The organism is Rhizobium sp. FY34 (assembly GCF_005222845.1).
GTDB lineage: Bacteria > Pseudomonadota > Alphaproteobacteria > Rhizobiales > Rhizobiaceae > Neorhizobium.
The window spans coordinates 227,151-252,668 of sequence record NZ_STFZ01000011.1 but is presented as its reverse complement, the minus strand read 5'-3'; the positions used below and the strand labels follow the sequence as shown (position 1 = coordinate 252,668).

At 60.4% G+C, this 25,518-nt stretch carries 22 protein-coding genes; 7 read left to right on the top strand and 15 right to left on the bottom strand.

Annotated features, from left to right (window positions below):
- The first annotated feature begins 143 nt into the window (after positions 1 to 143).
- The 4 genes from E8M77_RS08210 to E8M77_RS08195 all read left to right on the top strand — a co-directional run bounded on the left by E8M77_RS08210 (position 144) and on the right by E8M77_RS08195 (position 7,785).
- Complete coding sequence (locus E8M77_RS08210) at positions 144 to 2,675, top strand: mechanosensitive ion channel family protein (RefSeq protein ID WP_170975787.1); 2,532 nt, start codon at positions 144 to 146, stop codon at positions 2,673 to 2,675.
- A gap of 177 nt (positions 2,676 to 2,852) precedes the next feature.
- Positions 2,853 to 5,366 carry an FAD-dependent oxidoreductase gene (locus E8M77_RS08205; protein WP_137130144.1) on the top strand — a complete coding sequence of 838 codons (2,514 nt, stop codon included), beginning with the start codon at positions 2,853 to 2,855 and terminating at the stop codon, positions 5,364 to 5,366.
- A 145-nt stretch (positions 5,367 to 5,511) separates the two neighbouring features.
- Complete coding sequence (locus E8M77_RS08200; RefSeq protein WP_137130143.1) at positions 5,512 to 6,369, top strand: response regulator; 858 nt, start codon at positions 5,512 to 5,514, stop codon at positions 6,367 to 6,369.
- 18 nt (positions 6,370 to 6,387) lie between these two features.
- Positions 6,388 to 7,785, top strand: coding sequence for a diguanylate cyclase (locus E8M77_RS08195; protein ID WP_137130142.1), 1,398 nt, complete (start codon positions 6,388 to 6,390; stop codon positions 7,783 to 7,785).
- Between the two features lie 8 nt (positions 7,786 to 7,793).
- Here E8M77_RS08195 and E8M77_RS08190 read toward each other — a convergent pair whose 3' ends face one another.
- Positions 7,794 to 8,813 (bottom strand): GlxA family transcriptional regulator, encoded by a 1,020-nt coding sequence (locus tag E8M77_RS08190; RefSeq protein WP_137130141.1) that lies wholly within the window; start codon positions 8,811 to 8,813, stop codon positions 7,794 to 7,796.
- A 269-nt stretch (positions 8,814 to 9,082) separates the two neighbouring features.
- Complete coding sequence (locus E8M77_RS08185; RefSeq protein WP_137130140.1) at positions 9,083 to 9,307, bottom strand: hypothetical protein; 225 nt, start codon at positions 9,305 to 9,307, stop codon at positions 9,083 to 9,085.
- 202 nt (positions 9,308 to 9,509) lie between these two features.
- On the opposite strand from E8M77_RS08185, the gene E8M77_RS08180 reads away from it, so the two are divergent.
- Positions 9,510 to 10,421, top strand: a complete 912-nt coding sequence (locus tag E8M77_RS08180) for a LysR family transcriptional regulator (protein ID WP_137130139.1) — start codon at positions 9,510 to 9,512, stop codon at positions 10,419 to 10,421.
- A gap of 27 nt (positions 10,422 to 10,448) precedes the next feature.
- On the opposite strand, the gene E8M77_RS08175 is transcribed toward E8M77_RS08180, so the two are convergent.
- The 7 genes from E8M77_RS08175 to E8M77_RS08145 form a co-directional block, all read right to left on the bottom strand.
- The gene (locus tag E8M77_RS08175; protein ID WP_137130138.1) at positions 10,449 to 12,479 is read right to left on the bottom strand and encodes an ASKHA domain-containing protein; all 2,031 of its coding nucleotides are present in this window, start codon (positions 12,477 to 12,479) and stop codon (positions 10,449 to 10,451) included.
- Between the two features lie 356 nt (positions 12,480 to 12,835).
- The gene (locus tag E8M77_RS08170; protein ID WP_137130137.1) at positions 12,836 to 13,798 is read right to left on the bottom strand and encodes a methyltetrahydrofolate cobalamin methyltransferase; all 963 of its coding nucleotides are present in this window, start codon (positions 13,796 to 13,798) and stop codon (positions 12,836 to 12,838) included.
- Positions 13,799 to 13,893: 95 nt separating this feature from the next.
- The gene (locus E8M77_RS08165) at positions 13,894 to 15,024 is read right to left on the bottom strand and encodes a methylenetetrahydrofolate reductase (RefSeq protein ID WP_137130136.1); all 1,131 of its coding nucleotides are present in this window, start codon (positions 15,022 to 15,024) and stop codon (positions 13,894 to 13,896) included.
- 4 nt (positions 15,025 to 15,028) lie between these two features.
- A complete protein-coding gene (locus E8M77_RS08160; protein WP_137130135.1) occupies positions 15,029 to 15,619 on the bottom strand; it encodes a methylenetetrahydrofolate reductase C-terminal domain-containing protein in 591 nt (196 codons plus the stop codon).
- On the bottom strand, positions 15,612 to 15,914 hold the full coding sequence (locus E8M77_RS08155) for a virulence factor (protein WP_137130134.1): 303 nt from the start codon (positions 15,912 to 15,914) through the stop codon (positions 15,612 to 15,614). The genes E8M77_RS08160 and E8M77_RS08155 overlap by 8 nt, the downstream gene beginning before the upstream one ends.
- Before the next feature lie 109 nt (positions 15,915 to 16,023).
- Positions 16,024 to 16,800: a formyl transferase gene (locus E8M77_RS08150; RefSeq protein WP_137130133.1), complete on the bottom strand. Its 777-nt coding sequence runs from the start codon at positions 16,798 to 16,800 to the stop codon at positions 16,024 to 16,026.
- Between the two features lie 59 nt (positions 16,801 to 16,859).
- On the bottom strand, positions 16,860 to 17,498 hold the full coding sequence (locus tag E8M77_RS08145) for a DUF1638 domain-containing protein (RefSeq protein WP_137130132.1): 639 nt from the start codon (positions 17,496 to 17,498) through the stop codon (positions 16,860 to 16,862).
- 63 nt (positions 17,499 to 17,561) lie between these two features.
- On the opposite strand from E8M77_RS08145, the gene E8M77_RS08140 reads away from it, so the two are divergent.
- The gene (locus E8M77_RS08140; RefSeq protein ID WP_246659191.1) at positions 17,562 to 17,675 is read left to right on the top strand and encodes an entericidin; all 114 of its coding nucleotides are present in this window, start codon (positions 17,562 to 17,564) and stop codon (positions 17,673 to 17,675) included.
- A 57-nt stretch (positions 17,676 to 17,732) separates the two neighbouring features.
- Here E8M77_RS08140 and E8M77_RS08135 read toward each other — a convergent pair whose 3' ends face one another.
- Positions 17,733 to 18,431 carry a B12-binding domain-containing protein gene (locus E8M77_RS08135; protein WP_137130130.1) on the bottom strand — a complete coding sequence of 233 codons (699 nt, stop codon included), beginning with the start codon at positions 18,429 to 18,431 and terminating at the stop codon, positions 17,733 to 17,735.
- Positions 18,432 to 18,703: 272 nt separating this feature from the next.
- Here E8M77_RS08135 and E8M77_RS08130 point away from each other — a divergent pair, with 272 nt between their 5' ends.
- Positions 18,704 to 20,275 carry a trimethylamine methyltransferase family protein gene (locus E8M77_RS08130; RefSeq protein ID WP_137130129.1) on the top strand — a complete coding sequence of 524 codons (1,572 nt, stop codon included), beginning with the start codon at positions 18,704 to 18,706 and terminating at the stop codon, positions 20,273 to 20,275.
- Between the two features lie 175 nt (positions 20,276 to 20,450).
- Here the strand turns inward: E8M77_RS08130 and E8M77_RS08125 are convergent, their stop codons facing one another.
- The 5 genes from E8M77_RS08125 to E8M77_RS08105 form a co-directional block, all read right to left on the bottom strand.
- Complete coding sequence (locus tag E8M77_RS08125) at positions 20,451 to 20,801, bottom strand: hypothetical protein (protein ID WP_137130128.1); 351 nt, start codon at positions 20,799 to 20,801, stop codon at positions 20,451 to 20,453.
- A gap of 12 nt (positions 20,802 to 20,813) precedes the next feature.
- The gene (gene bmt / locus E8M77_RS08120; protein ID WP_137130127.1) at positions 20,814 to 21,827 is read right to left on the bottom strand and encodes a betaine--homocysteine S-methyltransferase; all 1,014 of its coding nucleotides are present in this window, start codon (positions 21,825 to 21,827) and stop codon (positions 20,814 to 20,816) included.
- Between the two features lie 94 nt (positions 21,828 to 21,921).
- A complete protein-coding gene (locus tag E8M77_RS08115; protein WP_137130126.1) occupies positions 21,922 to 22,989 on the bottom strand; it encodes a glycine betaine/L-proline ABC transporter ATP-binding protein in 1,068 nt (355 codons plus the stop codon).
- Positions 22,982 to 23,890 (bottom strand): proline/glycine betaine ABC transporter permease, encoded by a 909-nt coding sequence (locus E8M77_RS08110; RefSeq protein WP_137130125.1) that lies wholly within the window; start codon positions 23,888 to 23,890, stop codon positions 22,982 to 22,984. Before E8M77_RS08110 ends, E8M77_RS08115 begins: the two co-directional genes overlap by 8 nt.
- Positions 23,891 to 24,005: 115 nt before the next feature.
- On the bottom strand, positions 24,006 to 25,004 hold the full coding sequence (locus E8M77_RS08105; protein ID WP_137130124.1) for an ABC transporter substrate-binding protein: 999 nt from the start codon (positions 25,002 to 25,004) through the stop codon (positions 24,006 to 24,008).
- Positions 25,005 to 25,518: the final 514 nt, after the last annotated feature.

Here is a 25,518-nt window from a genome sequence, read left to right as displayed (position 1 = left end):
GTTCCGGTGACAGGCTTTGTCTTGGTTTCACCACGGAGCGATGGTTGAAGATCTGCGGCTGCGAATCGCGCTATCTGTCGCTTTCTTTCGGTCGGGCCTGATTTTATCCGGGCATAACTCTTGTCGTCATGAGGTCTGCGGACTTGTTGAAATCTCTTCTCGAAGGTCGTCCGGCGCGGTTGCGTTCCATTCTGCTGCAGTGCTTTGTGGCCAGCGCCTTGCTGGCGGCACAGTCTGGCCTGTCCATGGCGCAGCCGGCAGCCGGTCTGGCGCAGCAGACACCTGCTATCAAGTCCTCCAGCAACCCGGATTCACGCACGGAATCGCTGATGGCAGTCTTCCAGCAGGGCCGCGCAAGCTATGACAAGCTGAAGGGAAAATTCGACAGCGCCGATGTCGATGATGCTTTCCTGGCCGATCTCAAGGTGCAGGTTGACGACCTGCATGCGCAATTGTCGAAGTCCTCCTCCGAGATCACCGAGCGCCTGGCCCAGATCGAAGGGCGCATCACGGCCCTGGGCGAGCCGCCGGCGGCGGGGCAGCCGCCGGAATCGGCCGTTGTCACGGAGGAACGCAAGGGGTTGCTTGCCGAGCGCGCCGAATTGAACGCCCTGACCGGCGAGGCCTCGGCCGTCACCAAGGCCGTCTCGGACCTGTCGAATGCGATCACCGAAAAGCGCCGGCGCATGTTTGGTGAGGCGTTGCTGCGGCACACGGACATGAGCCCCGGAATTTTCGTGGATGCCGGCGGCGCACTGGTGACGGAATTTGCCACTCTCAAGGATAGGATTGCAAGCTGGCTGAGCTTCGCCTGGAAAGCCAAGCGCCTGTCGCTTCTGGCAGCACTGGCCCTGTCCGGCGCTGCGGCCTTCCTGTTTCTCGCTGGCGGTTACCGGCTGTTCGGGCGCATGATCACCCGCAACCCCGCGCTGGACAACCCTCCATACATCACCCGGCTGTCCTTTGCCTTCTGGTCGCTGATGGTGCAGTCGCTGTCCCTGGCCGCCTTTCTGATGGCGACCTATGTGTTTCTGGCGAGCTTCAACGTGCTGCGCCCGGATATCGCGCCGATTATCTCCTCCTTCTTCGGCCTGGTCTGGGTGGTCTTCTTCATTGCCCGGCTGAGCTATCTCGTTTTTGCGCCCAAGCATCCGAAATGGCGGCTGGTGCGCCTGACCGATCGCGGTGCGCGCCGCCTGTCGGCCTTCGTCGCCCTGATGGCGATCATCAATGGTCTCGATTACCTGCTGGCCACGATTAGCGAGGTTTTGAATTCCCCGCTGGTACTGACCATCGTCAAGAGTCTGACCAGCACGGTGCTGATCGGCTTGATCCTGATTCTGATGTCCTTCATGAAGCCGGTTCTGGGCGAGGATCGAAATCCGGCCGCTGCCGGCAAGCCCTGGCCGCGTGGCCTGCCGCTTCTGTTCAGGGCTGCGGGGCTGGGGCTCATCCTTGCGGTTCTCACCGGCTATATCGGCCTTGCACGCTTTGCGGCCACGCAGATCGTTCTGACAGGCGCCGTGCTTGTGGCCATGTATATCGGCATTCTATCCGGCAAGGCGGTCGGCAAGCAAGGCGCGTTCGGCCATACCGCCGTCGGCCGCTATCTGTCTGCTCGCTACAAGCTGGGCGAAGTGACGCAGGACCAGATCGGTCTTGGGGCCGGCCTTAGCATCTATGCCGTGGCGCTGATGTTTGGCGTGCCGGTGATCTTGCTCACCTGGGGTTTCCAGATCCAGGATATCCAGGCCGGCGCCTATCGTCTGTTCACGCAGATCTCGATTGGAAACATCAATATCTCGCTGGTCGGTATTCTGGTCGGCGTATTGCTGTTCATGCTCTTCTATCTCGGCACCCGTGGAGTGCAGCACTGGATCGACCGCAATGTCATGGCGCGCAGCCAGGTTGATGCGGGCGTGCGCAATTCGGTGAAGACCGGTATCGGCTATCTCGGCATCGGGGTTGCAGCCGTGGTTGGCGTGTCGGCCGCCGGCTTTGATCTGTCGAGCCTTGCCCTGGTGGCAAGTGCGCTCTCCGTCGGCATCGGTTTTGGCCTGCAGAACATTGTTTCCAATTTCGTCTCAGGCCTCATTCTTCTGGTCGAGCGCCCCTTCAAGGTCGGAGACCATATCGTGACGGGGACGACGGAAGGCATCGTCAAGCGCATTTCGGTGCGCGCCACGGAGATCGAGACCTTCCGCAAGCAGTCGATCATCGTGCCCAATTCCGACCTGATCAATGCCTCGGTCGGCAACTGGACGCACCGCAACCGCATGCAGCGCGCCGAGATCCTCGTCGGCGTCAGCTATGATTCCGATCCGCAAAAGGTGATCGCGGTCCTGATGGATATCGCTTCCTCGCAACCGAACGTGTTGCAGAACCCCGAGCCGCATGTGGATTTCATCGCCTTTGGTCCGTCTTCGCTGGATTTTGAGCTGCGCTTCCATATGGCCGATATGGGCGATGGCATTGCCATCCGGGCGGCTGTGCGCACCGCCATCCTCAAGCGCTTCCGGGAAGAGGGGATCGAGATCCCCTATCCGCACCAGGATGTAAAGATCATCGGTACCGTGACCACCCGGCCGGAAATGCCAAAAGCAAAGACGGAAAGAGCCACGTCGCAGACGGACCAGCCGGACCGCGTGCTGCCGGAGGAAGGCGCCAAGGCCTGACGGCTTCCAAACCTTTGTGCTTTTGTCGCTTGTCAAATTCACCCTCGTCGCGGCAAGTTTGTCCCATGTCGTAAACAGGCGTTTGGCCGGCGAACCGGAATTGCATAGTCGGCGCGAAATCTATGCGCGCGGGCGCCGCTCATCGGGCACCCGGTTTGTTCAGAGGGGTTAGCTCAGATGAAAACACATGCACGGGCAGTTGTGATCGGCGGCGGAGTGGTCGGGGTCTCGACGCTCTATCATCTGGCGAAGAAGGGTTGGAACGATGTCGTTCTGATCGAGCGCAAGGAGCTGACATCCGGCTCCACCTGGCATGCCGCAGGCCTGCTGCCGCTCTTCAACCTGTCCTATTCGGTGGGGCAGCTGCACAAATATTCGGTGCGCTTTTACCAGGAATTGCAGGAAGAAACCGGCATGAATGTCGGCTTCTCGAAGGTCTCCAATATTCGCCTGGCCCGTACCAAGGACCGCTGGGACGAGTATATGTACTATGCCGGCATTGCCGAGACGATCGGTGTCACGGTCAATATCCTGACGCCGGAACAGGTGAAGGAGATCTGGCCGCTCTGCGAAACGGACGGCATTCTGGGCGCCATCCAGCATCCCGACGATGGTTATATCCAGCCGGCTGACCTCACTCAGGCGCTGGCCAAGGGCGCACGCGATCTGGGTGCCACGATCTATCGCAACACCACTGTCACGGCGATTTCCCAGCAGGCGGACGGTCTCTGGAAGGTCACGACCGACAAGGGCGAGATCACTGCCGAGCACATCATTTCCTGTACCGGCAATTTTGCCCGCAAGACCGGCGAAATGGTCGGTCTCGATGTGCCGGTCATTCCCGTCGAGCACCAGTATATCGTCACCGAACCGCATCCGGCGATCCAGGAGCGTCGTCGCCAGGGCCTGCCGGAAATGGGGGTTTTGCGCGAATCCGACAGTGCCTGGTATATGCGCGAGGAAGCTGGCGGCCTCATCCTCGGCCCCTATGAAGTGGGCGCGCCAGTCTGTTATGTCGATGGTCCCTCGTCAGAGAGCGAATACGAACTGTTCCAGGAAGACCTCGACCGTTTGATGCCGCATATCGAGACGGCGATTGCCCGCGTGCCGGCCTTTGCCGAAGTGGGCATCAAGAAGGTTTATAACGGCGCGATTGCCTATACACCGGATGGCAATCCGATTGTCGGACCGGCGCCGGGTTTGAAGAATTTCTGGCTGAACGAGGGCCACTCCTTCGGCATTACGGCAGCCGGCGGCGCCGGCTGGCAGCTGGCGGAATGGATCGTCGATGGCGAGCCGACCGTCGATCTGATGGGAGTCGATCCGCGCCGCTTCGGCCCTTACGCAACCGAAGGCTATCTGATTGCCAAGAACGAGGAAGCCTATTCGAACGTCTTTACCATGCACTATCCGGACGAGGAACGTTCAGCTGCCCGTCCGCTGAAAGTGACGCCGGTCTATGACCGTCTGAAGAAACTGGGCGGCGTATTCGGCTCAGTCTACGGCTGGGAACGCGCCAACTGGTTTGCGCCGGAAGGTTATGAAGTACCCGCCGATCAGCTCGGCGTCGGTGCCGATGTCATCACCAGCCATAATCATGCGCCGCCGACCGAAGACGGTCGCATCGTGGAAAAATGGTCGTTCCGCCGCTCGAACTATTTCGAGCATGTCGGCAATGAGGTGAAAAACGTCCATGAGAATGTCGGCGTGCTCGACATGTCGGCCTTTGCCAAGATGGAAGTGTCCGGCCCAGGCGCACGCGCTTTCCTCGAATCGATCTTCGCCAATGTCATCCCGAAGAAGCGCGGTCGCATCGCGCTCTGCCATCTGCCGACACCGGCCGGTGGCGTGAAGGCGGAGTTCACCGTCTATGAATGGGCACCGGACCGTTTCTACATGGTCTCGGCCGGTTTCCTCGAAGCTCATGACCATGATCTGTTGCAGAAGCTTGCCCCGAAGGATGGCTCTGTTACGCTCCAGCCGATCACGCAGAAGTACGGCGTGCTGGTGCTGGCTGGTCCCAAATCGCGTCAGCTGTTGAAGAAGCTCACCCGCACCAGCCTGGAGAATAAGGATTTCCCCTGGCTGACGGGCAAGAAGATCGCCGTCGGCGTTGCGACAGCCCACGCACTGCGCGTCAACTTCATCGGCGAACTGGGTTGGGAACTGCATCACCCGATCGAAATGCAGGCCACTATCTTCGACCAGCTGATGGAAGCCGGTGCCGAATTCGGCATCAAGCCCTTTGGTATCCGCGCCATGGTGTCGATGGCGGTCGAAAAGTCCTACCGCAACATGGGCCGCGAACTCTCCATCGAATACAACGCCTATGAATCTGGCCTCGAGCGCTTCATCAAGCCGGAAAAACCGTTCATCGGTCGTGATGCCATGGTGGCTGCCAAGGAAAAGGGCCTGCGCTACCATTTCGTCACGCTGATTGTCGAAGGCAATACGGATGTCGATGCACGCGGCTCCGAAGCGATCTACAACGAGGCGGGCGCACTGGTGGGGCGTGCCACGGGTGGTGGATATGGCTGGCGCATCGGGAAATCCCTGGCACTTGCCATGGTGGCGCCGGCCTATAGCGTCATTGGCACGAAGCTGAAGATCAAGATTCTCGGTTCGCTATTTGAGGCAACGGTGGTGCCGGAAAGCCCGTTTGACGCCGACAATGCCGCTATCCGCGCCTGAGCTAGGAATTGATTGACCATATTGAGAAGGCGGCCGCCATGGGCCGCCTTTTTTATTGTATTCTGGAACAAGTCTTTCGCAGACTTAATGTTTCAGCAATTGCCGATGTTTATAAAGGGCTATCCGCAAGAGTAGAAGGTTGGCTATGACTTATCTGGGTATTTCCGGGATGCAGTATTCTGGTGAGCAGTTTCCGGATGTCCGGATCATTCTTGCCGAAGATTCGAACGTATTCACATCGATGATTCGTCAGAGGCTGAAGGAAATATTCGATATCGATGTTGAGATCTGCCGCACCTATGAAGATCTGATGATGGCCAATGAGTTGTCCGACGATCCGGTGACGCTGGCGATTTCCAATATCAATCTTCCGGGTGCCGAAAACGGCGAGGCGCTGGAATATCTGGTCGATCTCAATATCCCGACGATCGTGTTTACTGGTACGTTCCAGGAACATACCCGCGAAAAGCTTCTGGCTAAGGACATCGTCGACTATATCCTGAAGGACAATGTGTTTGCCGTGGAAATGCTGGTGGAATCGGTCTGCCGCTTTCTGACCAACCATCGCCACCATGTGCTCATCGTCGATGACAGCCCGACGGCGCGTGCGCTTCTGTCCACCCGTCTGAAGCGCTACAATTTCCGTGTGAGCGTTGCCGAAAATGGTGCAAAGGCCATCGATCTTCTGAAGAAGAATGCCGATATCGGTCTCGTCGTTACCGACTACAACATGCCCGACATCGACGGCTTTGAATTGACGCGCCGCATTCGCTCGGTGCGCGGCTCGCACGAGCTTCGCGTCATCGGCGTCTCCTCTTCCACCGACCGGCTCTTGTCTGCGCGCTTCCTGAAAGCAGGCGGCAATGATTTCATGCTGCGACCCTTCATCGATGAAGAGTTCTATTGCCGCGTTAACCAGAACCTCGATACCCTGGTGCAGATTAGGTCGAACCAGGCGGCGCAGCGCCGCGATGCCGCTGTCAAGACGGCTGTCTCGGCTTAAGTCCGCAAAGGAAAGCGAATGCCCTATGTCCAGCAAGACGTCGCGTTGAAACGCGATCGACATGATGGACCTGTCCTCCTCATCGAGGATTCGCGGACATTCGCATCCATCCTCTCCTATCGTTTCCGTGAGGAACTCGGGCGCAATGTGGTGCATTGCGCCAGCATGCCGGCCTTGGAAAAGACCTTGGCGGAGCGGCGCGAAAACTATCCGATTGCGGTCGTTGATCTTAATCTTCCCGGTTCGCCCTACGGCGAGGTGCTGGATCTGGTGGTGGCGCATGGAATTCCGGTGGTTGTCTTTACCGGCAGCTTCGATCTGTCCGTGCGCGAACGCATACTCGACCGGCGGGTCGTGGATTATGTTGTCAAGGACAATGAGCGCGCCTGCGATACGATTGTCGAATCGGTGCGCCGGGCGCTGGCCAACCGGGATATCCGCGTTCTGGTCGTCGATGACGACGAAGAGACCCGCGGGCGGCTTGTCGCCATGCTTGGCGCGCAATTGCTGGTCGTCGAGCAGGCTGTCTCCGGTGCCGATGCGCTGATCCTTGTCGAGCGCCATCCGGATGTCGAACTGGTGGTGACCAAGCAGAACCTGCCGGATATGGACGGCCTGCAACTGGTCCGCCGCATCCGCCGCAAATATGGGCCGGATCGCCTGCGCATCATCGGAGTGCTGGCAACGGACGACCGCTTCTTGTCCGTCGGCTTCCTGAAGGCGGGTGCCAGCGACGTGGTCTATCAGCCGCTCTTGCCGGAAGAGGTGCAGTGCCGCGTGGCGCACAGCATCGATACGCTGACCCAGATCAAGCAATTGCGGCAGGCAGCCGCGAGCGATTCGCTGACCGGTCTCTACAATCGACGGCACTTTTACCTGAAAGGCCCGGAACTGATCGAGAAGGGTCTCGACACAGGCATGGCCAGCACTGTTGCCATCATCGACATTGACCATTTTCGCCGAGTGAACGAGACCTATGGTCACGATATGGGCGATACGGTGATGATTGGTCTGGCGGCCCGACTTGCGCATCTGCTGCAGGGCGAGGGGCATCTGCTCTGTCGCCTCGGGGGCGAGGAGTTCGGTCTTCTTCTGACCCAGATGGATGGCGCGCGCGCCTCGATCTTCTGCGAGCGGTTGCGCCAGGAAATGGCCAAGATCCACTTCGTGGCGGGCGACAAGGATATTTCCGTTACCGTGTCGATCGGGGTGGCGGAGGTGCAGGCGCGAGAGACCTTTGACAACTATCTGAACGCTGCCGACCAGTTTCTCTATATGGCCAAGCAGGGCGGTCGTGACCGGGTGTTTTCTGACCACTGGATGAGCGTTCTGGGCGAGGCGGCATCAGCCCCCTTGCGCCAGTCGCCGGTTTTTGATGCCAGTGCGACCGGCGACGTTCTTTATCTCACGGCCTGAATATCGGACTATACCACGACGCCAGTGCGTGCGGTGGAGACCGTGAGCTTGCGCTCGGCCCGTTCCTGCTGCGGTGAGCGATTGTAGACCTCGCGATAACACTTGGAGAAGTGCGAGGCGGACACGAAGCCGCAGGCAACCGCCACCTCGACCACCGGCATGGAGGATTGCACCAACAGGTGACGGGCACGGTCAAGCCTGATCTCCAGATAGTAGCGGGCCGGCGACCGTCCCATTTCCTGGCGAAACAGCCGTTCGATCTGCCGGCGTGACAGACCGGCGTCATCGGCGATTTCCACGAGCGACAAAGGCTCGGCCAGATGGCTTTCCATCAGTTCGATGATCTGCAGAACCTTGCCATTCTGAACGCCGAGACGGGCGCGCAAAGGCAGGCGCTGGCGATCATGCGGGCTGCGCACCCGGTCGGTCAACTGCTGTTCGCAGACGCGGTTGACCAGCGCCTCGCCAAAATCCTGACCGATCAGGTTCAGCATCATGTCGAGCGAGGCCGTGCCGCCGGCGCAGGTATAGAGGTTGCTGTCGACTTCGTAGAGATCTGCATAGACTTCCGCCTGCGGAAAGGCTTCGGCAAAGCCCGGCAGGTTCTCCCAGTGAATGGCGCAGCGTTTGCCGTTCAGCAGGCCCGCCTGGGCCAGGATATGGGCGCCCGTACAGAGGCTGCCGACGGCGACGCCGCGATTATAGGTCTCGCGCAGAAAGGCATTCACCGATTTGTTGTTGAATTCCTCCACATAGATGCCCGAACAGATCAGCACCATGCTGGGGCGGTGCTCGCCGCCGAGTGCCCGGCGTTCCTCGGCCAGCGAGGAATTCACCTCAAGCCCGATGCCGCTTGAGGAATAGACTTTCTGGCCATCGACCGAGGTGAGACGCCAGTCATAGGCTGGATAGCCGAGCATGCGATTGGCGATGCGCAGGGTTTCGACCGCTGCCGCAAAGGGCAACATGGTAAAATGGGGCACGAGGAAGAAGACGAGCGTGCGCTTCTTGACCTGGGTCTTGTTCATCGGCGAGGGGCTCCGTGGCGGCTTGCCATTCCTCGCGTGAAACTATGGTCGTTCAATGTCTCATATACGACATCAAGATCGGGATTTGCGTCGTGAACAACAATAGATTGTCAGGTCGGTGGATTCTTTGCGACATGCTGTGCCGCTTTTCTGATCATCTGCACGCAAAGCGCCGCTTCGGCTTAAGCTTTAGTAGAACCAGCAAAAATTCGCCACCCGTGTCTGTTGGGGCAGGACACGGATGACGAGGGGATGTCGCAATTTGGCATTCAGCGCGAACCCCGGCTGTTGGCGTCGTCGGCAGGCCAGCCGAGATCCTTGCGCAGATCAAAAGACAGGGCTTCCATCTGCCATGCCGTGCGGCGGCGGAGATGGGCCATTCGGGCCTGCGCCAGGCGGTTGCCCAGATAGGTGAGCGCGGTCTGCATTCCCTGTAAAGCGGGGCCGAGGGTAAGCTTTCGAGAGGTGGGCCTGTGGTCGATGATCATTGTCATTGCGATGTTCCTTTGCTTGCTTCGGTTTCTGACTGCGCAGATGTGCGCCGCTGTCATTCATCAATCAATCGAATACGCTGAATATCTGTGATGATATTTCGTGATGTTCGTTTGCTGATGGAGAGAACCATGCATGCGGATTGACGATCAATCAAACGCAATGATATGGTCTTTATGTTCAGTTTAATTGAAGGTTGAGAGCATGAACGCGCCCTTTCATCCCGGACCATTCCGCTCCTCGCTGCCGCTGCTCGACAATGACGTGCTACGCACCTTTGTGGCGATTGCCGATACCGGCAATTTTTCTACGGCGGCGGAAGCTGTTCTGCGCACGCCCTCGGCTGTCTCCATGCAGATCAAGAAGCTGGAAGAACAGCTGCGCACGACACTGTTCCTGCGCGATGCGCGCTCGGTGTCTCTCACGCCGCATGGTGAAATGCTGCTCACCTATGCACGGCGGATGATCGCGCTGTCGAATGAGGCGGTGTCGCGTTTCATCATGCCGGAATTGTCGGGTGTGGTGCGGGTGGGGGCTGCCGATGATATTGCCGAGCGCCTTCTACCCAGCATTCTCAAGGATTTCGCCGGCAAGTTTCCGGGCATCATGGTGGATGTGACGGTGGATATGAGTATGAAGCTGCGCCGACGCATGGACGAACAGCGGCTCGATCTGGCGCTTGTCAACTATTCCGCCCGCAGCGATCTTGCTCCCGGCGAGGTCGTCTATCGCGACAAGCTGGTCTGGGCCGGTGCCAAGTGCGGGAGTGCGCATCTGCGCGACCCGTTGCCGATTTCCATCTGGGAGGATGGCTGCATCTGGCGCCAAGTGGCTGTCGATGGTCTGGAACAGATGAAGCGGCCCTATCGCATCGCCTATCTCAGCGCCAATACCATGGCGCAGCGTGCCGCTGTCGTCTCGGATCTGGCGATTGCGCCGTTCCCGCGCTCTTACATCACCGATGACATGGTGCTGCTGGGACAGAAGGAGGGCCTGCCGGAACTGATGACCTTCGATGTCCGGCTATTGTCGGCCTCGCAACTCTCTATTCCCGCCAAGGCGGTGGCCGAAAGCATCCGCGAATCCTATCTGGAGATGCAGCGCGTCGCTGCCTGACCTTGTCGATCAAGCCGCGTAAACGGGTCACTCGCGATTGCGGCGCCGGCGCCGGCCACCCCCGTCGCCTGTGTCACTACCGCCGCCGCGACGCTCCGGCAGGGTCACGGCTGCGGCGAGATTGGGAAAACCATCCACCTTGTTTGGCAGCGCCATGGCATTGACGAACAGTTCCTGGAACCTCGGCTCCAGCGCCGTCTCGATCTTTTCGATTGTGCGCACCGTCTCCTCCACCTCGCGGCGGTGGTTGCGGTTGAGCAGCGCCATCAGCGCGCCGGTGCCGGCGGCATTGCCGACGGCCTTGACTTCTGCGAGGTCGCAATCGGGAATGAGGCCGAGAACCATCGCATATTTCGGATCGATGAAGGAACCGAAGGCGCCGGCAAAGCGGATGGTATCGACACTATCCACACCAAGCTTTTCCATCAGCAGCTTGATGCCGGCATAAAGGGCCGCCTTGGCAAGCTGGATCGCCCGCACGTCGTTCTGGGTGACGGTGATGGTCTGCGCGCCCTGATGCAGCAGGTAGGAAAACGTCCGGCCGGTCTCGAGGATGCGCGGGCTTCTGGCGGCCATCGTGCCATCGACCACGCCATCTTCGGTGATGATGCCGGTTAGATACATTTCCGCCACCACTTCGATGATCGCCGAGCCGCAAATGCCGGTCACGCCGGTTGTCTCAGACGCTTCAGCAAAGCCTTCCTCGTCTGACCAGGGTTCCACGCCGATGACGCGAAAGCGCGGCTCAAGCGTTGCCGGGTCAATGCGCACCCGCTCGATGGCGCCGGGGGCAGCGCGCTGGCCGCCGGAAATTTCGGCGCCTTCAAAGGCCGGGCCGGTGGGCGAGGATGCCGCGACCATCCGGTGTCTATTGCCCAGCACGATTTCCGCATTGGTGCCGACATCGACAAGCAGCATCATCCGGTCCTGACGATGCGGCCCTTCGGCAAGCGTGGCGGCCGCGGCATCGGCCCCGACATGGCCGGCAATACAGGGCAGCATATAGACGCGGGCGCCGGGATTGAGGCTAAGATCGACGTCACGCGCCCAGATGTCGAGAGCGCCGGAGACGGCGAGCGCAAAGGGCGCCTGGCCAAGCTCTGTCGGGTCGATGCCGAGAAACAGGTGATGCATGATGGGATTGGCGACGAAGGTCGCGTTGAGGATCGATTGCCGATCAATGCCGCCCTCAATGCAGGCCTTCTCGATCAGCTCGTTGATCGCCTGGCGCACGGCGCGCGTCATCGCTTCGCGACCGTCCGGGTTCATCATCACATAGGAGACGCGGCTCATCAGGTCTTCGCCGAAGCGGATCTGCGGATTGGCACTGCCGGAAGAGGCAATTACTCGGCCCGACAGTAGCGAAACCAGATGCAGCGCAATGGTCGTCGAGCCGATATCGCAGGCAATGCCATAGGCTTCGTTGTGCAGGCCGGGCCAGAGCGCCACGAGATGCGGGCGATCCGTCTCGACATCGCGGTGGATGGCAGCCGTCACCGCCCAGTTTCCCTTGCGCAGGATGCCCTGCACCTTCGGCAGGAGATGTGAGGCGACCAGGAGATCGCGAAATCCCCAGTCGCGTTCCAGCATCACGTTCAGCCGGTCGAGATCGCCGAGCGGCTTGTGCATGTCCGGCTCGTCCACTTCGACATAGCAGAGCTGGATGGCCGGGTTGCGCTCGATCAGCCGGTCGCTGGTTGCCTTACGGATCACCTGCGCATTGACCACCGTATCGGGTGGCACGTCGACAACGAGATCGCCTTTGATGGTGGCGGAACAGGAAAGCCTGCGACCCGCCGGCAGGGTTCTAACCTCTGCATAGCGCCGCTCCTTGGCCCCAAGCGGCGAGATGTGCTCCTCTGCCGAGGTGATGCCATGCTTGGCGAAGTGGCCCTCCTGCACCTCGATCTGGCAACGGCCGCAGGTGGCGCGTCCGCCGCAGACACTTTCGACATAGACGCCGAGCTGGCGCGCGGCATCCAGCACTGTCGTGCCCACGGGAAAGCGGCCTCTCTTGCCGGAGGGCATGAACAATACAAGGGGATCGGTTTCGGTCATGGCTTACGCTTAACGATCGAGGAACGCGGTTCTTGGGTGGTCTCAGGCCCCACAGCCAGTCACGTCGTGACCGGCGGTGGGACCCAGACGAACGCTTAGATCAATTTCACAAGAGTAACGGCCAATAGGGCCGTGGCTGACGCGATTACAAAGCCGAGGCGAACAAACATGCGACGGCGGTAATCGCTCCCGCTCCAGTCATACTGCATCTTGCGGCCTTTCTGTCGCCGAAACCCAGCTCCTCATGAACGGGCTGGTGACGCAGGCAGATTGGCATTCCGCCTTTTCGTCTATTAGCAGTTGAAGCCGGACCGTAGCTGGAGTCGCGATGCGCGTATATCGTCTCGACATGGCACTCACTCCGTCGCCGCGCCGGCCCCGGCACGGGCAGCCCGTCCGCCACGGCGCCCGCCGCCACCACCGGCAGGAGAGGCGAGGGATGCTGCTCCGCCTTCTGCGGGCTTGTAGTCGCGATAGGTCATGATCCACTGGGCGCAATTGGCATCGGTGCCGTTCAGCACATTGGCGGCGCGCACCGCCTCCATTTCCTGCGGCCGGCAGGGGTTCATGATCGCCGATGTCATGCCGGCACCGATGACCATCGGGATGAAACCGGCATTGATGCCATGGCGGTGCGGCAGGCCGAAGGAGACATTGGAAAGGCCGCAGGTGGTGTTGACCTTCAACTCCTCGCGCAGGCGGCGCAACAGCGCAAAGACCTGCCGGCCTGCATCGCCTAGCGCACCGATCGGCATGACCAGCGGATCGACCACCACGTCATAGGGTTTGATGCCGTAGTCCATGGCGCGCTCGACGATTTTCTTGGCCACCGCAAAGCGCACGTCAGGGTCCATCGAAATCCCGGTCTCGTCATTGGAAATCGCCACCACCGGCACATTGTATTTGGCACAAAGCGGCAGGATGGCCTCGAGCTTTTCCTCCTCGCCGGTCACGGAATTGACCAGCGGCCGCCCCTTGGCGACCTTCAGCGCCGCCTCGATGGCCGCAGTCACGGAACTGTCGATGGAGAGCGGCACATCGACGAGGTTCTGCACGATCTCCAGTGTCTTGATGAGCAGCGCCGGCTCGGTCTCGTTCGGGTTGACGGAGGTGACGCCGGCATTGACATCGAGCATGGTGGCGCCTGCTGCGACCTGCTCCAGCGCGTCCTTGATCACCGTGTCGAAATTGCCCTCGATCATTTCTGCCGCAAGCTTCTTGCGGCCGGTCGGGTTGATCCGCTCGCCGATGACGCAGAAGGGCTGATCGAAGCCGATGACGATTTCACGGGTGGCGGATGCGACGATGGTGCGTGTCATGGCAGGCATTCCCTCCGGTTGATCCGGCAGCATGCGCCGGTATTTTTCATGTGTGCTTCTGGTCCTGTCGCGTCGTTCGTTCAAAAATTCTCAGGCTACTGGCCGGCTGATTCCATTGGGGAACCCGGCGCAGCGGCGGCACGACCGGCCATATCCTGCTGGTGCTCCACGGGCCGGTCCATGATGTCGGTCAAGCGATCGGCGACCTTGCGCACATCCTGTGCCGGTTCGCGCGTCCAGGGTTTGCGGCCCTTAAGCACGCCGCTTTCATGGACGATCTCGGCGACAAACTCCTCCTGCCTATAGGCCATCACGTGAATGCCCGAGACGCCCTTGATTTCCTTGACCTCGTTGATGATGTCGATGCAGAGCTGCTTGCCTTCGCGCTTCTGGTCGGCAGCACCTTCCAGACGGGCAATGATGGCATCGGGAATATGGATGCCCGGCACATTGGCGCGGATCCAGCGGGCGGTTTTGGCGGATGCGAGCGGGCCGACGCCGACAAGGATATGGCAATGCTCGTGCAGGCCAAGCTCGCGCACCTTGTCCATGTAGGTGCGAAACATCGGCACATCGAAACAGTACTGGCTCTGCACGAACTGGGCGCCGGCGACGATCTTCTTTGCAAGCCGGTAGGGGCGGAAATCGTAAGGTGGTGCAAAGGGATTGATGGCGGCGCCGAGAAACACGCGCGGTGGCGTTGAAAGCTTGCGGCCGGAAAGAAAGCGGCTTTCATCGCGCATGGTGCGGATGGTTTCCAGAAGCGACATGCAATCGAGATCAAACACCGGCTTTGCGCCCGGCTGGTCGCCCGCCTGCACGCCATCGCCCGTCAGGCACAGGATATTGGCAACGCCCATGGCTGCCGCTCCCAGCACGTCACCCTGAATGGCGATGCGGTTCCTGTCGCGGCAGGCGATCTGCATGATCGGCGTATAGCCCATGCGCGTCAGAAGGGCGCAGATGCCGACCGAGGACATGTGGCAATTTGCGCCTGAGGCATCCACCGCATTGATGCCGTCCACCCAGCCGTCAAACACCTTGGCGCGGGCATAGACATCTTCAGGGTCTGCGCTGTCGGGTGGATTAAGCTCGGCGGTCACGGCAAATTCGCCGCGTCGCAGCACCCGCTCCAGTCGGCCTTGCGAGGAATGGCCGGGCAGGGGATCGAGCGGTAGATGCACGCCCTGGGGATTTTCGTCAGGATGGCGCGCACCGTCTGTCATCGCATCAGGTCCCTTGGCTTTTTGTGGCGCGATCGGCATCGGCTTCGCTTGCCGCCTGCGCCGTGACCCGCAGCCAGGACGAGGTCTCGCGCAGCGACTGGTTGACGGGCTTCTGCACCGCCATGATCGCATCGCCGGCCATCATGCTGCGTGACCCTTCCCAGGCCTTCATCCAGACGCAGGGCATGTCCGGTTCCACCTCGCAATTGCCATTGGCACGCACGCCGCCGCAGGGCCCGTTGCGCAACTGTTTCGGACAGTTCATCGGGCACGACATGCCTGTCGATGACAGCACGCATTGGCCGCACATGCGACAGTCAAACAGCAGGCCTTTCACATGCTTTTCGACAAAGGTGACCGGCGCCTCGACCCGCTGATAGCCGAGCGCCTTCCACAGCGGATGCAGCAGCAGGAAGGCCTTGGCAAAGCGGGCATAGAACCATTCGAGCAGGCGCGCATGGCGCACTGACCAGAGGCGGATCGAATAGCGTCGCTGGACGCGCCGGTTGGGCGAGACGTCGGCGGGCATATAGTCGCCGGTTGCCGCCTTGGCGCGGGGCGCGGCATTGCCGACCTGCAGTTTGCCATCAGCCATTGTCCCGGCCTCCGGCTTTCACCAGCGCCACAAGCCGGGCCTTGTCATAGGCCGTCTCCAGTTCATCCGCCGCCCGGTCTGCTTCGGCTTCCAGATCATCGGATACGGGGATCGGATCGGCCTTGCGCCATTCGGCGAGGTAATCGTCGGTTTCAGCGGCGCCGGTGCGCATGGCAGCCATGTCGATCGCCTCGGTGAAGCGCAGCGACAGCTCGCGCTTGGCGGTCTGGCGACCCTTTTTGATGATGACCTGCGCTGGAATGTCTCGCCAGAAAACGACGATGCGATCCGCCATGACATGCCTCCCGTTGATGTGCAGAATGCACGTCAAAACCCGGCTTGACTACACCGCGCACGACGCCGGATGCCGCAATTACGAAGTGAGGACGCAGGAAAGCCAGGGCTCACCAGATGCCGCGTCGGACCCCGTGATAGAGATAGGTCCAGATCGTTGGTGGAAAGCGCAGGGCAGACCGACCCATCTGCTTGTAGGGGATGGCCTTGCCGTCTGCCACGTCTTTCAGCACCCGCGCTGTCATCTGCGCACCGGCGGCCGTCAGCAGCAGCGGATAGGTGGAGATCGTGTCGCGCCGGTCGGGTTTGACGCGCACTTCCGCCAGTGTCGCGCCGGTATCGGTGCCCGCATCGACCAGATGCAGCGTTGCCCCGAAATTCTGTTCGTCATCTTCGATGCGCGCCCAATAGCCGCCCATCTGGCCGCGATAGATGGGGTTTATGCCGGCATGGAAATTGACGATCGGGCAGGGAATGGCGGTAAGTGTGGCGCGCGTCAAAAGCCGGCAGGAAATGGTGAAGACCAGATCGGGTTTCAGTCTTTGCAGGGCAGACAGCGTCTCTGCATCATTGAGCGAGGCAACGGATGTGAGCGCCACGGTAGGGTCCTGCATTGCCGAGAGATCATATTCGTCCAGGATCTCCCTTGCTCGGGCGGCAGCCGCCCTCTTGCCAAGCCGCGAGACGATCATCGTGCCCAATTGGCCGAGCGCCACAGGCCAACCGAGCTTGGCGGCACGACGCTTGAGCAATTCGCCCTTCGTCTCGTAAGCCTCCTCGATCACATGCAGATGGGCAAAATGCTGCGACAGCAGGTTGATCATGGCTTGCGGGTTTGCTCCGCCGGCCGTCATCACCACTAGTCTTGCCGGATGCTTTTCGTGCATGGTTTCGCCCACCTTTTCAGTTTGGCGCTATCCTTAGCGATAGGCCGGCCAAGAAAGGGTTAAACTGTTGATAATGCGTCCGGCAGGTCGCCATAGCCGGTGAGGCGGTATTCGTAAGCGAGGCCGAGATAGGCCGCTGCATCGCGCGCCTTGGCCACAAGTGCCTCGTCTTCCTCCTGCGCCAGGTAGACGAGCTTTTTGTAATTGCCGAAATACATGTCCTTCAACTCCGGGTGCCGGTTAAGGCCCAGCGGTTCGATCACGAAGGCCTCGAACTGGCGGGCAAGGAAATCGGTGAGAAAGAAGGACGTCACATCCTCGTCGGCACGGGCCTCGAAGGCGGCATTGCCGGAAAAGAAGGAATAACAGTGCGGTCCTTCAATGCGGCGGATGCCTTCGCGGGCACACAGCCTGTCGATGTCGCCGCCGGTGCCGCAATCGGCATAGGCAAAGAAGATCGTCTTAAAGCCTGTTGCCCGCGCCGCAACGAGGGCTGCCTCAAGCCCCGGAACGATCTTTTGCGGATAAGCATGCCAGATCGCCGGCAGACAATGCAGGTCGATATGGTCGAGCCCGTGCTGCGAACAGACGGCAAGAATCTCGCGGGCAAGCGCGCCGCACGCAATCACGTGAACCTTTTCGCGTTTCGAACGTTCCACAGGCGGAACCAAACATTCCGACACGATTTTTTGACCCATTCCACCGGAGTAAACACTATGACGGCCAAGACATTCACCGTAATTGCGGCTCTTTGCGCAACGATGGTTACGCTCTCTTCCTGCGGCAATACGATCCGTGGCGTTGGCCGCGATACGGCAAATACCGTCAATGCCACGCAGGATGCCGGCCGCAGCGTAGAACGCGCTGCTCGCTAAACATCAGGCATGGCCGGATGGAAGGCCGGTCCCCTCGAAGGGCCGGCCTTTTCCGCCTCAGCCAGCCGCCAGACTGTTATGCTTGCGGCGGATATAGTCCTTGGCGGTTTCCACAGCCACTGCGGCATCGCGACAATAGGCATCCGCGCCGACAGCCCTGCCGAATTCCTCATTCAGCGGCGCACCGCCCACCAGCACGATATAGTCATCGCGCAGGCCTTTTTCCTTCATCGTATCGATGACAACCTTCATATAGGGCATGGTCGTCGTCAAAAGTGCCGACATGCCGAGAATATCCGGCTTTTCCCGCTCCAGCGCATCGAGATAGTTTTCGACCGGATTGTTGATGCCGAGATCGACGACGTCGAAGCCGGCGCCCTCCATCATCATGCCCACCAGGTTCTTGCCGATGTCGTGAATGTCGCCCTTGACGGTGCCGATCACCATCTTGCCGAGCTTTGGCGCGCCGGTGGCAATCAGCAGCGGCCGCAATATGGTCATGCCGGCCTTCATGGCATTGGCCGACAGCAGAACTTCCGGCACAAACAGAATGCCATCGCGGAAATCGATCCCGACAATGCGCATACCTTCGACCAGCGCCTGGGTCAGGATGTCATAGGGCGTCCAGCCGCGCTCGAGAAGGATATGTGTCGCCTCCTCGATCTCCTCCTTCATTCCATCATAGAGATCATCGTGCATCTGCTGCACAAGTTCCTCGTCGGACAGTTCGGCCAGAATGATATCATCGTCGGACATGGTCAGCTCCTTGGGTGGGAGAATCGCGATGAGGCGTGGGCTTGCTCCTCCAGCTTGCCCGATCCCAGTCTAACTGCAAACTGTTTCCGATTTTCAGCACGAATGCGACGAGTGGGTGACCATTCGCGACGCATTTGCAATGGTCCATGTCCGTCTTTCGCAAGGCCGTGGCGCAGACGGGCAGATATTTGCGAAAACTTGGCCTAGCATGGCAAAGTGAGGCATGTGCCAGAGTGGGCATGGGCGAAACGGCACGGGAGCGAGGAAACATCATGGACGAGATCAACCAGCCAGCCGATACCACCGCAGGCAGCCGTCGCGGACGGGGAGAGCGCGGGGCGGCCGCACGCCGCGCTTCGCGTGCCGGTGGCGGGCCGGGCCTGTCGCTTCCCTACATTTCGCGCAGGATCGCCGTCTATGATGTGCTGGACGAGGAAGGCCTGCAGATCATCGAGCACAATGCCGATACGATCCTGGAGGAGATCGGCATCGAGTTCCGTGACGATGCCGAAGCGCTCGAACTCTGGCGCCAGGCGGGCGCCGATGTGAAGGGTGAGCGGGTGCATTTCCCCAAGGGCCTCTGCCGCGCGCTTTTGAAGACGGCGCCGCAGGTGTTTACCCAGCATGCCCGAAACCCGGCGCGCAGCGTGCAGATCGGCGGCAATGCCACCGTGTTTGCGCCCGTTTACGGTCCTCCCTTCGTGCGCGATCTGGATGGCAACCGCCGCTATGCGACGATCGAGGATTTCCGCAATTTCGTGAAGCTTGCCTATATGGCGCCCTCCATGCACCATTCGGGGGGAACGCTGTGTGAGCCGGTCGATGTGCCGGTCAACAAGCGGCATCTCGACATGGTCTATTCCCACATCAAATATTCCGACAAGCCCTTCATGGGGTCGGTGACGGCGCCGGAGCGCGCCGAAGATTCGGTTGCCATGTGCAAGATCCTGTTCGGCGATGATTTCGTCGAGAACAACACGGTCATGCTCAACCTCATCAATGCCAATTCGCCGATGGTCTTCGATGAGACGATGTTGGGTGCCGCCAAGGTCTATGCCCGCCACAACCAGGCCTGCGTGCTGTCGCCCTTCATCCTGTCGGGGGCCATGAGCCCGGTCACGGTCGCCGGAACGCTGACGCAGATCCTCGCCGAAGTGCTGGCTGGAGCCGCCTTCACCCAGCTGATCCGACCGGGTGCGCCGGTTCTGTTCGGCACGTTTGCCGCTTCCATCTCCATGCAGTCTGGCGCACCGACCTTCGGCACGCCAGAACCCTCGCTTGTCTCCTATGGAGCGGCTCAGCTGGCGCGCCGTCTCGGCCTGCCGTTTCGAACCGGCGGCTCTCTCTGCGCCTCCAAGGTGCCGGATGCGCAGGCGGCGCATGAAAGCGCCAATACGCTGAATACGACGCTTCTGGCCGGCACGAATTTCGTACTGCATGCCGCCGGCTGGCTGGAGGGGGGGCTTGTCTCCTCCTATGAGAAATTCATGATCGACCAGGATCAGCTCGGCATGATGCAGAAGATGGCGGCGGGAATCGATCTTTCCGAAGAGGGGCAGGCCATGGATGCCATCCGCGAGGTTGGCCCCGGCGCGCATTATCTCGGCTGCGCCCATACCCAGGCGCATTTCCAGACGGCCTTCTATCGCTCGGCGCTTGCCGACAACAATTCCTTCGAGCAATGGGAAATCGAGGGCGAAAAGCGCATCGAACAGCGCGCCAATGCCCTTTGCCGCTCCTGGCTCGACAGTTACGAAGCGCCGCCGCTTGATCCTGCCATCGACGAGGCTCTTCTGGCCTTCATCGCCCGGCGCAAGGAGAGCATGCCCGACGCTTTCACCTGAAGAGAGCCCGATCCCGCCAGGGAGCAAGGCGGTGCGGCGCGCGTGGCGGACATGATCCAGGCGGAAGTCTGGCGTCCCCACTACCGCTACCAGGGGCCACGGTAAGCCGAGGTCCCGTTCGTAAGACAAGGATCTCCGGTTCAGACCGGAGATCCTCGCTCAACCGATCTTCAGATCACACCGGCGCTTTCGGATAGGCCCGTTCGAAACCGCCCGAGCGCAGATATCCATCACGGAAGGCGGCATAGGCCGGATGCTGGCTGGATTTGGCGGCTTCCATCAGCCGGATCTGCAGACGGGCAGGGGCCGCGTTGCCCAGCCAGTCGCCGCATTTCTGCAGTTTCAGCGAATTGAGAAACGGTGCGGCCGAAGCGCGGTCGAGATAAAGATGCAGCCCGTTCAAAAGCGCATCGTCGCTCACCGGGTTTTCCATCATCAAGCACAGCCATGATTGATGATCGCCTGACAGGCCGTTCAGGGCGTCAGCGACGGTTTCGCGGGTAGCAGTCGTGGAATTGCTGTTCATGCGTGGTTTCTTCTAGCTTCTGCGGCGGCGCCGTTCGCGCCCCGGTTCACTGCCGGGTTCGGCCGCGGATTTGTTGCGCAAGGGGCCGATCCGTTCGACAATTGTCTCAATCGTCGGGCGGGGGCCGGGTGTGTAATCGTCCAGTGCGGCGCGCATGGCCGCCAGATGATCGCAGGACGTGCCGCAGCAGCCGCCGATGATCTTGGCGCCGGCATCGCGCGCAAGCCGCGCATAGTCGGCCATCAGCGGCGGCGTGCCGGAATAGAAAATCTGCGTACCGCGAAATTCCGGAATGCCGCAATTGCCCTTGACGATCACGGTTGCCTGCGGATCTGCCTCCGTCATGTCGAGAAGGCTTGAGAGGATATCGGAGGCGCCGACGCCGCAATTGGCACCGACTGCGAGCGGTCCATCGCCGATGCTGCGGGCCACGTCGGGCAGATCGCGCGGCGCAAGCCCCATCATGGTCTTGCCGGCCGTATCGAAGGAAGCGGTATAGGTATAGGGCATGCCGGTCTTGACGGCCGCCTCTGCTGCTGCGCGGATTTCATCGCCTGCCGACATGGTCTCGATCCAGGCCACATCCGCTCCGCCGGCCTTGAGACCTTCCATCTGCTCGACAAAGGCTGCGACGGCTTCCTCATAGGTCATGGCGCCAAGCGGCACGAGCAGTTCACCGGTCGGGCCAACGGAGCCTGCGACGATGACCTTGCGGGGCGCGCGATCGGCAACGCTGCGGGCAATTTCAGCGGCGCGTTTGTTAAGGGCAAATACCCGATCCTGCGCTTGGTGCAGCTTCAGCCGCTGCCGCGTGCCGCCAAAGGAATTGGTGAGAATGATATCGGCGCCGGCATCGACGAAATCCTGATGCAGCTTGTCGATGCGCTCCGGATGGCTTTCATTCCAGAGTTCCGGGGCTTCGCCGGCTTCCAGGCCCATGGCAAACAGGTTTGTGCCTGTCGCGCCATCGGCCAGCAGAATTCCCTTTTCAGCGATCAGATCGCCAAGCGGATTGGGCATGCGCATGGGTGTCTCCTCCGGGCTGCCGATTCGTCGCCGACCTGCCTGCAGTTGTAATCGGCAAACACTCTTGTGTCAGCCTTGCCGGTTGCATGCGGCCTTACTCGGCCGCCAGCTTCTGTCTCTCTTCATGGGCGGCAGGGGTCACCATGGCTGCAACCAGCGTGGGCAGATCCAGATACCCCAGTGGCTCGCCAGCGCCGGAGACGATTTGCGCCATTGCCGCACCGGCACCCGTCATGCGCTTTGCCGCATCTTCGAGCGTGGTTCCGAAGGCGATCGTCAATCCGCCCGCAGTGATGCCTGTCACCTCTCCCGGTGGCTGCATCACCGTCTGCACCTCGATCACGCGGGCGCGGTTCACCTCGCGCACGAAGGAGGCTATGTAATCGTCGGCGGGCTTTAGCACGATCTCCTGGCCCGATCCCTGCTGGATGACCTGACCATCGCGCAGGATGGCGATCTTGTCGCCGAGCCGCAGCGCCTCGTCGAGATCATGGGTGATGAACACGACCGTTTTCTTCAACTCCGCCTGCAGATCCAGCAGCACGGTCTGCATATCGACGCGGATCAGCGGATCGAGGGCCGAATAGGCCTCGTCCATCAACAGGATATCGGCATCATTGCTCAGCGCCCGCGCAAGCCCGACACGCTGCTGCATGCCGCCGGACAGTTGGTTGGGGTAATGGCTCTCGAAACCCGACAGGCCGACGCGCTCGATCCAGCGGCGCCCGGTCTTCAGGCTCTCGCTGCGCGGCACGCCCTGGATGTCGAGGCCGTAGACGGTGTTTTCCAGAACGGTCCTGTGCGGCAGAAGGGCGAATTTCTGGAAGACCATTGCCGTTCTTTGCCGGCGGAAAGTCCGCAATTCCTCGGTACTCATGCGGCAGATGTCCTGGCCATCATAGACAACCTCGCCTGCCGTCGGCTCGATCAGCCGGTTGATATGGCGGATGAGGGTGGACTTGCCGGAACCGGACAGGCCCATGACTACCGTGATACAGCCGGCCGGCATGGATATGGTGATATCCTTCAGGCCCAGAACATGGCCGTGGCTCTCGTTCAGCTCGGCCTTGGACATGCCGTTCTTCACCGCCTGCACATGGCGTTCTCCATGCGGGCCGAAAATCTTGTAGAGGCCGCGGATCTCGATGCCGTGGCTAGCCATGCACCACCTCCGAATGTTTCTGCAGGCGCTTGCCAAAGGCCTGGCTGGTGCGATCGAAGATGATGGCGATGGCCACCAGCGCAAAGCCGTTGAGGAAGCCGAAGGTGAAGAACTGGTTGTTGATCGCCTGTAGCGTATTCTTGCCCAAGCCGCCGACACCTACCATCGAGGCCACCACCACCATGGCCAGCGACATCATGATCGTCTGGTTGATGCCGGCCATGATCGTGGGAAGAGCGAGCGGGATCTGCACATTCATCAGTTTTTGGCGGGGTGAGGAGCCGAAGGCGTCTGCCGCTTCCAGCACGTCGCGATCCACCAGCCTGATGCCGAGATTGGTCAGCCTGATCATCGGCGGCACAGCATAGATGACCACCGCTATCAGGCCCGGAACCTTGCCTATGCCGAAAATCACCACGACGGGAATGAGGTAGACGAAGCTTGGCATGGTCTGCATCACGTCAAGCACGGGATTGACGATCCCCTGCACTCGGTCGGATCGCGCCATGAGGATGCCGATCGGCAGGCCGATCAGGATGGCGATCAGCGTCGAGACCGTGACGATGGCAAGCGTCACCATCGTATCCTGCCAGAGGCCGACGATGCCGATCAGCAGCATGCCGATGGCGGTACCGAGCGTAATCGCCATGCTGCGGCTGGCCAGATAGACGATGGTGAGGAGAACGGCGAGTACCAGCACCCAGGGCGACGTCACGAACAGCCGCTCGAGGAAGTTCAGGAACCATTGCAAGGGCTCGATCATCGTGTCGATCGCGGTGGAATATTCGCGAACGAGACCCTTGAAGCTGTCATCGATCAGCTTGCGCGCCTGGCGAATATAGGTGTCGCTGATTGCCGGAAAATTGCACAGAACATCCGGCAGGATGGAACAGGTTGCCATCTTTTCCTCCATTGCTCGGGCCGATGACGCGCAGACCAGCCATCTTTGGTCTTCAATCTGCACGCCGGGTATCGACTGCCGGCGCCTAGCGCCGACAGTCTATCCCGACCTTAAGTCAAAGCGCTGCCTTCACCTTTGCCGCGGCGTCCGGGTTTACCCATTTCGTCCAGACATCGGGATTGTTCTTGAGGAAATAGCGCGCTGCATCCTCGTTGGTCCCCTGGTTCTCGTCCTGCCAGGCCAGAATGCCGTTGACCATGGCATTGCCCCATTTGCGCGCCTTCACATAGTCGAGCGCCACGCCTGCCTTTTGGGCAAAGGCCTTCGTTACGACGGTAAAGGCCTGCGAGGTGGGATAGGAATTGATCTTGGGGTCCGGGCAATCCGGTACGGCGGTGCAGGCATCCCAGCTTGCTTTGTCATGCGGCACGTTGAAGGAAAGCTTTGCCATCTCGTATTTGCCGAGAATGGCCGTCGGCGCCCAGTAGTAGCCGATCCAGCCGACCTTCTTTTCAAACGAGTTGGCGATCGAGCCGTCAAGGCCGGCAGCCGAGCCCGTGTCCACGAGATCGAAGCCCTTGCTCTTGGCATCCATTGCCCGGTAGAGATTGGCGGTGGAGACTTGGCAGTTCCAGCCGGACGGACAATTGTGCACGGCGCCCTTCGAGGCGTCTTCCGGTGCCGGGAAAAGATCGGGGCGCTTCAAGGCATCCTGAACGGTCTTGATCTCGGGATGGGCATCGGCGAGGAATTTCGGGATCCACCAGCCTTCGACGGCACCGTCCGCCAGGATTTCTGCCGCGATGATCAGGCGGCCTTCGGCAACCGCCGCATCCAGCGGGGTGCGCACGGCATTGACCCACAATTCGGGGGCAATGTCCGGCTGCGATTTTTCATTCATCGAGGTGAAGGTCGGCATTGTGTCGCCAGTCACCAGCGTGACCTTGCAGCCATAACCTTCCTGCAGGATGATCTTATCGACCTGAGCGGCAACGCCAGCCGACGCCCAGTTCATTTCGGCGATGGAAACCTCGCCGCAGTCTGCCGCCTGGGCAGAGCCTGCCATAGCAAAAAGCCCGGCAGCAATGGCAGTGGAAGCGAGAAGCTTGTTCATCTCTTAAGACCTCCCAGTCTTGTGGGGTTTGATGAGCTACGGCATAAAAAGTGAATTTAACCTGAGATTGTATGAATTGCCGCAGCCATGCAGATGCAGCAGAGTTCCTGCTTGGTCCTGTCGTTGAAACCCGGCCAAAGGCGGCCTTGTCGCGGCAGGCATGTTCCCGGTGTTTTTTTGTGCTCTTGACCTTCAGCCTACGGGTTCCGATGGGAAAATCAACCTTTGGCAGCAGGCCGGTCATCGGCAAAGAGGGCTGCCAGATGGCCGGATTTGCCCGCAAACCGCCCTTCCTGCCCGGAATCTGACCGTTTATGCGGATCGCGACCGGTCGGTACCGTTGATCCGGCAAATGTCACGCCTCAACTTTGACAGATCATGTCCGATTAGCGGCGCGGAGCCTGTTTCAAAAAATGTGCACCGGGCAGAAAAAAATCTGAACTCTTTTTGCTGGAGCTAACGCCTCGGTAAGGAATGACCCGCTATTCAGGATGTGTGGCGAGGCCGCGACGGT

Coding starts and splice junctions, on each gene's coding strand:
- E8M77_RS08205 (WP_137130144.1), top strand. CDS start 2,853: ATGAAAACACATGCACGGGCAGTTGTGATCGGCGGCGGAGTGGTCGGG.
- E8M77_RS08200 (WP_137130143.1), top strand. CDS start 5,512: ATGACTTATCTGGGTATTTCCGGGATGCAGTATTCTGGTGAGCAGTTT.
- E8M77_RS08195 (WP_137130142.1), top strand. CDS start 6,388: ATGCCCTATGTCCAGCAAGACGTCGCGTTGAAACGCGATCGACATGAT.
- E8M77_RS08190 (WP_137130141.1), bottom strand. CDS start 8,813: ATGAACAAGACCCAGGTCAAGAAGCGCACGCTCGTCTTCTTCCTCGTG.
- E8M77_RS08185 (WP_137130140.1), bottom strand. CDS start 9,307: ATGACAATGATCATCGACCACAGGCCCACCTCTCGAAAGCTTACCCTC.
- E8M77_RS08180 (WP_137130139.1), top strand. CDS start 9,510: ATGAACGCGCCCTTTCATCCCGGACCATTCCGCTCCTCGCTGCCGCTG.
- E8M77_RS08175 (WP_137130138.1), bottom strand. CDS start 12,479: ATGACCGAAACCGATCCCCTTGTATTGTTCATGCCCTCCGGCAAGAGA.
- E8M77_RS08170 (WP_137130137.1), bottom strand. CDS start 13,798: ATGACACGCACCATCGTCGCATCCGCCACCCGTGAAATCGTCATCGGC.
- E8M77_RS08165 (WP_137130136.1), bottom strand. CDS start 15,024: ATGACAGACGGTGCGCGCCATCCTGACGAAAATCCCCAGGGCGTGCAT.
- E8M77_RS08160 (WP_137130135.1), bottom strand. CDS start 15,619: ATGGCTGATGGCAAACTGCAGGTCGGCAATGCCGCGCCCCGCGCCAAG.
- E8M77_RS08155 (WP_137130134.1), bottom strand. CDS start 15,914: ATGGCGGATCGCATCGTCGTTTTCTGGCGAGACATTCCAGCGCAGGTC.
- E8M77_RS08150 (WP_137130133.1), bottom strand. CDS start 16,800: ATGCACGAAAAGCATCCGGCAAGACTAGTGGTGATGACGGCCGGCGGA.
- E8M77_RS08145 (WP_137130132.1), bottom strand. CDS start 17,498: ATGGGTCAAAAAATCGTGTCGGAATGTTTGGTTCCGCCTGTGGAACGT.
- E8M77_RS08140 (WP_246659191.1), top strand. CDS start 17,562: ATGGTTACGCTCTCTTCCTGCGGCAATACGATCCGTGGCGTTGGCCGC.
- E8M77_RS08135 (WP_137130130.1), bottom strand. CDS start 18,431: ATGTCCGACGATGATATCATTCTGGCCGAACTGTCCGACGAGGAACTT.
- E8M77_RS08130 (WP_137130129.1), top strand. CDS start 18,704: ATGGACGAGATCAACCAGCCAGCCGATACCACCGCAGGCAGCCGTCGC.
- E8M77_RS08125 (WP_137130128.1), bottom strand. CDS start 20,801: ATGAACAGCAATTCCACGACTGCTACCCGCGAAACCGTCGCTGACGCC.
- bmt (WP_137130127.1), bottom strand. CDS start 21,827: ATGCGCATGCCCAATCCGCTTGGCGATCTGATCGCTGAAAAGGGAATT.
- E8M77_RS08115 (WP_137130126.1), bottom strand. CDS start 22,989: ATGGCTAGCCACGGCATCGAGATCCGCGGCCTCTACAAGATTTTCGGC.
- E8M77_RS08110 (WP_137130125.1), bottom strand. CDS start 23,890: ATGGCAACCTGTTCCATCCTGCCGGATGTTCTGTGCAATTTTCCGGCA.
- E8M77_RS08105 (WP_137130124.1), bottom strand. CDS start 25,004: ATGAACAAGCTTCTCGCTTCCACTGCCATTGCTGCCGGGCTTTTTGCT.